The organism is Glutamicibacter sp. 363 (assembly GCF_052379505.1).
Lineage (GTDB): Bacteria > Actinomycetota > Actinomycetes > Actinomycetales > Micrococcaceae > Glutamicibacter.
Genome location: NZ_JBQSYR010000007.1, coordinates 129,548 through 138,165, shown reverse-complemented (window position 1 = coordinate 138,165; position 8,618 = coordinate 129,548). Strand labels below are relative to the sequence as shown.

Below are 8,618 nucleotides of genomic sequence, written 5' to 3'. Positions count from 1 at the left end.
CCTGAGATCCGCTCAGGCGCTGGCACCCAGCATGGCGGCTTCGGCTGCCACCCAGGCGAGCATGGCGCACTTAACGCGTGCCGGGAACTTGGAGACACCAACGAATGCCGCAGCGTCTTCCAGCACGTCCTCGTCCGGAACCATGGTGCCCCGCGAGCGCATCATTTCACGGAAGACTTCCAGCTTGTCCAGGAATTCATCCTTGGTCATCTCCGGGAGCATCTCGCTGAGCACCGAGGCGGAGGCCATGGAGATGGAACAGCCATCTCCCTCCCAGCTCATCGCGGTGAAGTGGGCATCGCCATCCAGGGCCACGCGGACACGGATCTGATCCCCGCAGATGGGATTGTGCTGGTGCGATTCCCCATGCAGTTCGCCGTCTGCCGGGTCGACCAAGGGCGAGCCGAAGCGACGCTTGGCATGGTCGAGGATGACCTGTTGGTACAGCTGATCTAGCTCGTTCATTTAAACTCCAAAGTATTCACGCACGGAGGCAACGGCCTCGATCAGCGCGGTAACGTCCTGCTCGGTGTTGTAAAGGTAGGTGCTTGCACGGGTCGTGGCAGATACCCCGAGGGCACGGTGCAACGGCTGGGCGCAATGGTGCCCGACACGCACGGCGATGCCTCGCGAGTCCAGGTACTGGCCCACATCATGCGGGTGGACCCCGATGACCTCGAAAGGCACGGTGCCGATGCGCTTGATGCCGGAGGGACCGAAAACGCGCACGCCTTCCAGCTTGGACAGTCCCTCAAAGAGCATGGCCCCGAGGTGTTCCTCCCAAGCGGCAATGCGATCCATGCCGATCTCGTCCAAGTAGCTGGCGGCGGTAGCCAGCCCGTGGACCTGCGCGATGCGCTGTGTCCCGGCTTCGAAGCGCTGCGGCGACGGAAGAAATTCGGCATGTTCCATATCGACCACGGTGATCATCGATCCGCCGGTCAGGAACGGCGGCATGGCGTCCAGCAGCTCGGCACGGCCGTAGAGGCCGCCGATGCCTGTTGGGCCGAGCATCTTATGTCCGGAGAAGGCCATGAAGTCCACGTCCAGGGCCTTCACGTCAACGGGCATATGCGGGACCGACTGGCATCCGTCCAGCACCGTCAGTGCTCCGACCTTCCGCGCGGCGGTGACAAAACGCGCGACGTCCGTGATGGTGCCCAGGACGTTGGACACATGGGTGAAGGCCACCAATTTGGTCTTCTCGTTGATCAGCTCGTCGAGCAACTCATAGCGCAGTGCCCCGTGCTCGTCGACCGGCACGTAACGCAAGGTCGCGCCGGTGCGGAACGCCAATTCCTGCCAAGGGATCAGGTTTGCGTGGTGCTCGATCTCGGTCACCAGGATCTCATCGCCGGCACCGATCCGGAAGCGTGCGGAAGCCTCGCCGCCACGGCCGAGCGAGGCGTTGGAAAGCGAGTAGGAGATGAGGTTCAACGCTTCGGTGGCATTCGAGGTCCACACCAGTTCGTTGCTGCGCGCGCCGATGAACTTGGCCACGGTCTCGCGTGCCTGCTCGAAAATATCGGTGGCTTCAACGGCGAGGGTATGTGCACCGCGGTGCACTGCCGAGTTGGCGTTCTCGTAGTAATGCTGCTCGGCTTCGTAGACGCAGCGTGGCTTCTGGCTGGTCGCTCCGGAGTCCAAATAGATGAGCTCGGTGCCGTTGACCTGGTGCTCCAGGATTTCAAAGTCTGCTTTGATCCGTGCGACCTCTGCTTGAGAGAGCGCTTCGGTGGTTTCTGGGTGACCGGTAACCGTCTGCACGTGGTCCTCCGAGGTAATGGATGTGGTTTGCCAGATCGCTTAAGCTGATTAGGCAAAGGGTACATTAGCTAATTATTCCACTCTAGAACGCAGAACACATCTAAGTAAGTCCTTAGTTAGCAACCCCTCAGCAAAGGCAAAACGGCCAGAACCCCTGCCGCAGTGGCAAAAATTCTGACCGCTTTGATCGCAATACGATCAGGAAGTGTGAAACTTCTCCTGCGCCGCTTCCAACCCGGAGGACATCAACAGTTCGACTGCGTCCGCCGAATTGTCGATGAGAAACGGCAAAACTTGCTTTTCGGTTTTCGAGAAGTCCTGCAGCACCCAGTCCGCGGTATCCATGCGCCCGGCGGGACGCCCCACGCCGGCACGCACGCGAAGATAGTCCTTGGAGCCCATGGCCTTGGAGATATCGCGCAGCCCGTTGTGGCCGCCTTCTCCCCCGCCGCGCTTGAGCTTGACCGTGTCGAAGGGAATGTCGATCTCGTCGTGGACGACGATCAATTTTTCGATCCCGATGCCAAAGAACTTAGCGAGGTTCGCGACCGGCCCCCCGGAGAGGTTCATGTAGGTCAGGGGTTTGGCCAAGACGATGCGGGGCCCGCCGATGCCTAGCCGGCCCTGGATAATCTGGGCGCGCGAGGTATGGGTTTTGAATTTCGAGCCGGATCGTTGCGCCAACTCGTCGAGCACCATGTGCCCGATATTGTGCCTATTGCCAGCGTAGCCGGGCCCGGGATTCCCGAGCCCGGCTACCAGCCAAGTGTCATTGCTCATGAGTCTTAGCTACTAAAAGCTGTATTGCAGTTCCGAAGACTACAATTACGCAGCGATCAGCAGGTCCATGTGATCAACGGTGCGGTTGATGGCGTGGACCTGAACATCCTTGATCGAGGTGGTAACTTCCTTGCCCTCGATGTTCAGAACCAGCTGAACGCCGCGGTCACGGATGGCCAGGGTGGTCTCGTGGATTGGCAGCAGGATGTGCTGTGGCTCGGAGCCTGCACCGTAGATGACTGCTGGGATCATGCCGTCGCGGCGGGCCTGACGGGCTGCGCCCTTGCCGAAATCGGAACGGACTACGGCGTCAAGGTTGACAGATGCCATGATGAATCTCCTTAGAGTAAATGAATGCTTCTTCTTACGCCCTGCGTGGACCTGGGAAGCATCCATCATCTGGAGATGAAAGAGCTTTTCCGGCCTTGTCGATAACGGCTACATCAAAAAAGATGTTTCCCTCGCCTGGGCACAATGAGTAATTCTACCAGTTACTGACCCCGGAGAAAAAACATGTAGCCCATCCCACATCACCAAGAGATGATACCTTTTGGCTTAGTTCCGCTCCCCCGGTAGCGTGGCAACAATCCAATAGATCAACGGTGAGAATCCGCCTAAACCAAGGAGCACTTGTGGCTACGAAACAACCAGCGATGTCACCGTCCGAAATGCCGGTTTCAGAAGTCTTGGACCGTGCCCCCGGGGCACGTCGAGCCGAGGCCGAGGAGCTGCTGAGCCTCTATCAGGAAATCACGGCAGAGACACCGGTGGTCTGGGCCGGGAAAATCATCGGGTTCGGTGAATACGAATACTTCCACGCCAACGGGCGCAGCGCACGGGCACCGCTCATGGCCTTTGCCCCGGGATCTGCAAAGCACACCCTCTATCTCCAAAGCGGTTTCGCCGAGAAGTGGCCCGAACTGCTCGCGGCGCTCGGCCCGCACCGGGCCAGCAAGGCCTGCCTCTATCTGGGACGGCTATCCAAGATCGATCTGGGCGTGCTTCGTGAGCTGCTCGAAGCCTCTCACACCTTGGCGCGCACCGAGGCCGAGCCGGGCCCGGCTTCCGACGGCTGAGCTTCATGCGCTGGTAAATAGCTTTTAACGGCTTCTGGCCGGCACCCGAAGGTGCCGGCCAGAAGCTTGCGAAACGAGGACTGCTAGGCACGTCCGTCGAAGAGGTTCGTCACCGAACCTTCGTGGAAGACCTCGGAGATGGCGCGAGCCAGCATCGGTGCGATCGAAAGCACGGTGAGGTTCTCGAAGCGCTTCTCTTCAGGGATCGGCAAGGTGTTGGTGACAACCACTTCGGTGGCACCGGACTCGGCCAGACGCTGCGCGGCAGGCTCGGAGAACACCGCGTGGGTCGCGGCGATGATAACGTCCTTGGCTCCGGCTTCCTTCAGCACGCGCACCGCTCCGGCGATGGTTCCACCGGTGTCGATCATGTCGTCGATCAGCACCGCGGTGCGGCCTTCAACCTGGCCCACCACGGTTTTTGACTCGGCCTGGTTAGGCATGGTCAGATCGCGGGACTTGTGGACGAACGCCAGCGGGGCACCGCCGAGGCGTTCGGCCCACTGCTCGGCAACGCGCACGCGGCCGGTGTCCGGGGAGACCACGGTAACCTGCTCCACATCCACCTTCGTGCGGATGTAGTCGGCCAGCAGCGGGAAAGCAAACAGGTGGTCCACCGGGCCGTCGAAGAAGCCCTGGATCTGCGCGGTGTGCAGATCGCATGAGATCACCCGGTCCGCGCCTGCGGTCTTGAACAGGTCGGCGACCAGACGAGCCGAGATCGGCTCGCGGCCACGGCCCTTCTTGTCCTGGCGGGCGTACGGGTAGAACGGTGCGACCACGGTGATGCGCCGCGCCGAGGCGCGCTTCATCGAATCGATCATGATCAGCTGTTCCATCAGCCAGTTGTTCAGTGGGGCCGGGTAGGACTGCAGCAGGAAGACTTCCTTGCCGCGGACCGACTCATCCGACCGAACGTAGATCTCGCCGTTAGCGAAGTCGTAGGCGTTCAACGGGAGCAGTTCGGTGTCCAGTTCCTTGGCGACTTCCGCTGCCAGTTCCGGGTGTGCCCGGCCGGTGGCCAGGACCAGCTTTTTATCGACATTATGGCTGATTTCACTCATGGGGTTTGCTTTCTCGCTCGCTTCGCTATCACGTATGAGGTGGTCTGAGGAAATGACTTCCTCGCATGAATTACTCGGAATCCGAGCCATTCAATGAGGACTTGAATGCGGCGTCGGCCGAAGGTGTGCCGGGGCGCTTCTCCAGCGTCCAGCCCTCGGTGTTGCGCTGCGGGGCCACGGACAGCGCAAGCGCACCGGCCGGGACGTTTTTGCGGACGATCGCGCCGGCGCCGGTATAGGCGCCGTCCCCGAGTTCTACCGGGGCGATGAACACGGTGTTCGAGCTGGTGCGCACATGCGAACCGATCTTGGTGCGGTGCTTCTTCTCGCCATCGTAGTTGGCGGTGATGTTGCCGCAGCCGATATTGGTGAATTCGCCGATTTCGGCATCCCCGGCGTAGCCGAGGTGCGAGAGCTTGGAGCCGCGGCCGATGGTGACGTTCTTGGTTTCGTAGAACGCGCCGATCTTGCCGTCCGGGCCGAGCTCGGTCCCCGGGCGCAGGTAAGCGAATGGGCCCACGCTGGCTCCCTCGGAGATGCGCGAGTCGGTAGCGTCGGTGCGCTTCACGGTGGCGTTCTGGCCGACCACCACGTTGGTCAAGGTGGTGTCGGGGCCAACTACCGCGTTGGTGCCGATGATGGTCTCCCCGTGCAGCTGGGTGCCCGGCTTCAGGGTGACATCCTGGCCGATGATGACCGTCGCGTCGATCCAGGTGGTGGCCGGGTCAACGATGGTCACGCCCTGGCGCATCCAGAATTCGGCCTTGCGCTCGTTGTAGATGCGGGCCAGATTGGAGACCTGGACGCGGTCGTTCGCGCCCTCGATCTGCCAGCGGTCGGCGATCTGCGAGGAAGCGACGCGGCCGCCACGCGAGCGAGCAATGGCGAGCACGTCGGTCAGGTACATTTCGCCCTGCGCGTTGTCGGTGGTGACCTCGGTCAGCGCCGAACGCAGCATGGCGGCGTCGAAAGCATAGATGCCGGAGTTGATTTCCTTGACGGCAAGCTCGGCTTCGCTGGCGTCTTTCTGTTCGCGGATGCCGGAGACATCCCCGTTTTCATCGCGCAGGATGCGTCCGTAGCCCGAAGGATCATCCAGCTCGGTGGTCAGCACGGTGACCGCATTGCCGCTGGCCTCGTGGGTGACAACCAATCCGGAGAGCACCTTGCTGGTGAGCAATGGCACATCACCGTAGGTCACCACGACGGTTCCTTCGAGGGCTGGATCCACCGCTTCAAGGCCCTGCTGCACGGCGCGTCCAGTGCCGGGAACTTCGTCCTGGTCGGCAATGGTGATGTTCGGGAACTGGCTCAGAATATGTGCCGCCACGAGGTCACGCTGGTGACGCACCACGGCGACCAAGCTCTTGGGCTCCAACGCAGAAGCTGCATGCAATGCGTGGGAAATCATGGAACGACCTGCGATTTCATGCATGATCTTCGGCTTCGCCGATTTCATCCGAGTTCCCGCGCCTGCGGCGAGGACAATAACGGCTACTGGTGCGTTGACCTGATCGCTCAAGTGCTTTCTCCTGCGAAGTCGAGTTTGAGGTTTCCGGCATTGAAGTAAAACCCCGGTGACAGTCTATCGCGCGGAAGAAGATCGGCTTAACTGGCGCCAAAAAGAAAAGCGCCCGCAAGGGGCGCTTGAGCAAAGTGGTTCCGCCCGTAGGATTCGAACCTACAATGCACAGCTCCAAAGGCTGGCGTGTTGCCATTACACCAGGGCGGAAAACGCACCGCGCGGGCTTTACCCGTTTAGCACGCTAATTATTCTGCCACGATCCATGTCCTGAGTGAAATCGCACAACACACCTATGAAACGTTATTTTTGGCCTTTCAGCTGTTCTCCGGCAAAAAATCACCGGTTCCAGGTGATGCGGATCCGACTCGATTTGCCCTGCTTCGTAAACTAGAGGTGTGGCTCATTTACTCGGGGGCGAAACCCTACATCTGGAATATCCCACTCACGTCGTATTCGACTCGGTCACCATCGGCATTTCCGAAGGTGACCGCATCGGGCTCGTGGGACGCAACGGCGAAGGCAAATCTTCGCTACTACGCATGCTCGCGGGCAAGATCGAGCCGCACTCAGGCCGCGTGACTAGACGCAGCGGAGTGCGCGTCGGTGTGCTCGACCAGAGCGATACCTTGGATTCCGACGCCACCGTGCACTACGCGCTGGTCGGCGACATGGAAAACCACGAATGGGCCGGCGAGGCACGCATTCGCGATGTGGTTTCCGGCCTGGTGGCGGACTTGGATTGGGAAGCGAAGATTTCCACCCTCTCCGGCGGCCAGCGACGACGCGTCGCCTTGGCCGCATTGCTGGTCCAGGACTGGGACGTGGTCATCCTCGACGAGCCAACCAACCATTTGGACGTCGAAGGCATTTCGTGGCTGGCAAATCACGTGAAGAATCGCTGGGCGAAGAACTCGGGCGGGCTCATGGTCGTAACCCACGACCGCTGGTTCCTGGACGAGGTCTGCACCGACACCTGGGAAGTCCATGACCGCCTGGTCGAACCCTTCGAGGGTGGCTACGCCGCGTACATCCTGCAGCGCGTAGAACGTGATCGCATTGCGGCTGTGACCGAAGGCAAGCGCCAGAACATGATGAAAAAGGAACTCGCTTGGCTCCGCCGAGGTGCCCCGGCGCGAACCGCCAAACCGAAGTTCCGCATCGAAGCGGCAAACCAGCTGATCGCCGACGTTCCACCGGTTCGCAATCCCCTGGAACTGAAGAAGATGGCAACCACGCGTCTGGGCAAGGACGTGGTGGACCTGCTGGACACCGAGGTCAGCTTCGGTGAGAAGCGCATCCTGAAGCCTTTCACCTGGCGCATCGCCCCGGGTGAGCGCACCGGCCTGCTCGGTGCCAACGGCGCAGGCAAGTCCACTCTCTTGGGCCTGATTGCCGGAACCGTGTTGCCTACCGGCGGCACGATCAAGCGCGGCCAGACGGTTAAGCTCGCGGTGCTGGACCAGCAGTTCCGTGAATTGGAAAAGATCGGCGAGGATCGGGTCCGAGAGATCTTGGCCCGCTACCGCACTACCTTTAATGTGGACGGCAAGGATCTGACCCCGGCGCAGCTTTTGGAGCGCTTGGGCTTCTCCTCGGCACATCTGTCCACCAAGGTCCGGGAACTATCCGGTGGCCAGCGCCGCCGGCTTCAGTTGCTGATGATCCTGATGGATGAGCCAAATGTGCTGATCCTCGATGAGCCGACTAACGATGTTGATACCGACATGCTGGCCGCCCTCGAAGACCTGTTGGATTCTTGGCCAGGTACCTTGATTGTCGTTTCCCACGACCGCTACTTGCTAGAACGCGTCACCGATCAGCAGTACGCAATCCTCGATGGAAACTTCCGTCATGTGCCAGGTGGCGTAGATGAATACCTGGAGCTGCGCAGTTCAGAAAGCTCCAAGGGCTCGGGCAACCCCACAAGCGCTTCCGCAAAGGGCGGCAAAACTGCGGGCGGCTCGGGCGTTGACCGTCGAGCCGCGCAGAAAGAACTGAACGCGAACGTGCGCAAGGTCGGCCAGCTCGACCAGAAGATCAGCAAGCTGAACGAAAAGTTGGCAGCACATGATCAAAGCGACTTCGAAGGTCTGGGCAAGATCACTGCCGAGATTCGTGAACTTCGAGAACAAGTTGACGTCTTAGAAGAACGTTGGCTGGAACTGTCTGAATTAGTCGACTAGTCAACTGCTTCGGGTTCTTCCTGAATAGACGAAATGGTGGCGCAGAAACTTCGGTTTCTGCGCCACCATTTTTATGGAGCAAACGCCCAGAAATGTGTCCCGCTTAGCCCCCGTTCACCGGGCATTTTCTCGGGCGGGGTATACGGGAATGCGAAATCGTTGGATACTCGAAGTTTTGAAAACAGCAGAAGTCAGCTGAGCTCCTGTCCCGTATAGGGACCGG

8 protein-coding genes and 1 tRNA gene are annotated in these 8,618 nt (G+C 60.3%); 2 read left to right on the top strand and 7 right to left on the bottom strand.

Going from position 1 to position 8,618, the window contains the following annotated elements:
- Positions 1 to 12 precede the first annotated feature (12 nt).
- The 4 genes from sufU to ACT3UA_RS06135 form a co-directional block, all read right to left on the bottom strand.
- Entirely contained in the window at positions 13 to 465 is a 453-nt protein-coding gene (gene sufU, locus ACT3UA_RS06150) for a Fe-S cluster assembly sulfur transfer protein SufU (RefSeq protein ID WP_096287579.1), read from the bottom strand.
- Positions 466 to 1,767 (bottom strand): SufS family cysteine desulfurase, encoded by a 1,302-nt coding sequence (locus ACT3UA_RS06145; RefSeq protein WP_096287581.1) that lies wholly within the window; start codon positions 1,765 to 1,767, stop codon positions 466 to 468. It abuts the gene before it with no gap.
- Between the two features lie 198 nt (positions 1,768 to 1,965).
- Positions 1,966 to 2,547, bottom strand: a complete 582-nt coding sequence (gene pth / locus ACT3UA_RS06140; RefSeq protein ID WP_096287583.1) for an aminoacyl-tRNA hydrolase — start codon at positions 2,545 to 2,547, stop codon at positions 1,966 to 1,968.
- 45 nt (positions 2,548 to 2,592) lie between these two features.
- A complete protein-coding gene (locus ACT3UA_RS06135) occupies positions 2,593 to 2,877 on the bottom strand; it encodes a 50S ribosomal protein L25 (RefSeq protein ID WP_096287585.1) in 285 nt (94 codons plus the stop codon).
- Positions 2,878 to 3,179: 302 nt separating this feature from the next.
- On the opposite strand from ACT3UA_RS06135, the gene ACT3UA_RS06130 reads away from it, so the two are divergent.
- Complete coding sequence (locus ACT3UA_RS06130) at positions 3,180 to 3,623, top strand: DUF1801 domain-containing protein (RefSeq protein WP_096287587.1); 444 nt, start codon at positions 3,180 to 3,182, stop codon at positions 3,621 to 3,623.
- Positions 3,624 to 3,706: 83 nt separating this feature from the next.
- On the opposite strand, the gene ACT3UA_RS06125 is transcribed toward ACT3UA_RS06130, so the two are convergent.
- The 3 genes from ACT3UA_RS06125 to ACT3UA_RS06115 all read right to left on the bottom strand — a co-directional run bounded on the left by ACT3UA_RS06125 (position 3,707) and on the right by ACT3UA_RS06115 (position 6,419).
- Positions 3,707 to 4,687, bottom strand: a complete 981-nt coding sequence (locus ACT3UA_RS06125) for a ribose-phosphate diphosphokinase (RefSeq protein ID WP_096287589.1) — start codon at positions 4,685 to 4,687, stop codon at positions 3,707 to 3,709.
- Positions 4,688 to 4,757: 70 nt separating this feature from the next.
- Complete coding sequence (gene glmU, locus ACT3UA_RS06120; RefSeq protein WP_096287591.1) at positions 4,758 to 6,209, bottom strand: bifunctional UDP-N-acetylglucosamine diphosphorylase/glucosamine-1-phosphate N-acetyltransferase GlmU; 1,452 nt, start codon at positions 6,207 to 6,209, stop codon at positions 4,758 to 4,760.
- 135 nt (positions 6,210 to 6,344) lie between these two features.
- Positions 6,345 to 6,419, bottom strand: a tRNA-Gln gene (locus tag ACT3UA_RS06115).
- A gap of 188 nt (positions 6,420 to 6,607) precedes the next feature.
- On the opposite strand from ACT3UA_RS06115, the gene ACT3UA_RS06110 reads away from it, so the two are divergent.
- Positions 6,608 to 8,395: an ABC-F family ATP-binding cassette domain-containing protein gene (locus tag ACT3UA_RS06110; protein ID WP_096287593.1), complete on the top strand. Its 1,788-nt coding sequence runs from the start codon at positions 6,608 to 6,610 to the stop codon at positions 8,393 to 8,395.
- The last annotated feature ends 223 nt before the right edge of the window (positions 8,396 to 8,618 follow it).

Excerpts from the sequence above, each read along its gene's own strand:
- ACT3UA_RS06135 (WP_096287585.1), bottom strand. The coding sequence starts at position 2,877 with ATGGCATCTGTCAACCTTGACGCCGTAGTCCGTTCCGATTTCGGCAAG.
- pth (WP_096287583.1), bottom strand. The coding sequence starts at position 2,547 with ATGAGCAATGACACTTGGCTGGTAGCCGGGCTCGGGAATCCCGGGCCC.
- sufU (WP_096287579.1), bottom strand. The coding sequence starts at position 465 with ATGAACGAGCTAGATCAGCTGTACCAACAGGTCATCCTCGACCATGCC.
- ACT3UA_RS06125 (WP_096287589.1), bottom strand. The coding sequence starts at position 4,687 with ATGAGTGAAATCAGCCATAATGTCGATAAAAAGCTGGTCCTGGCCACC.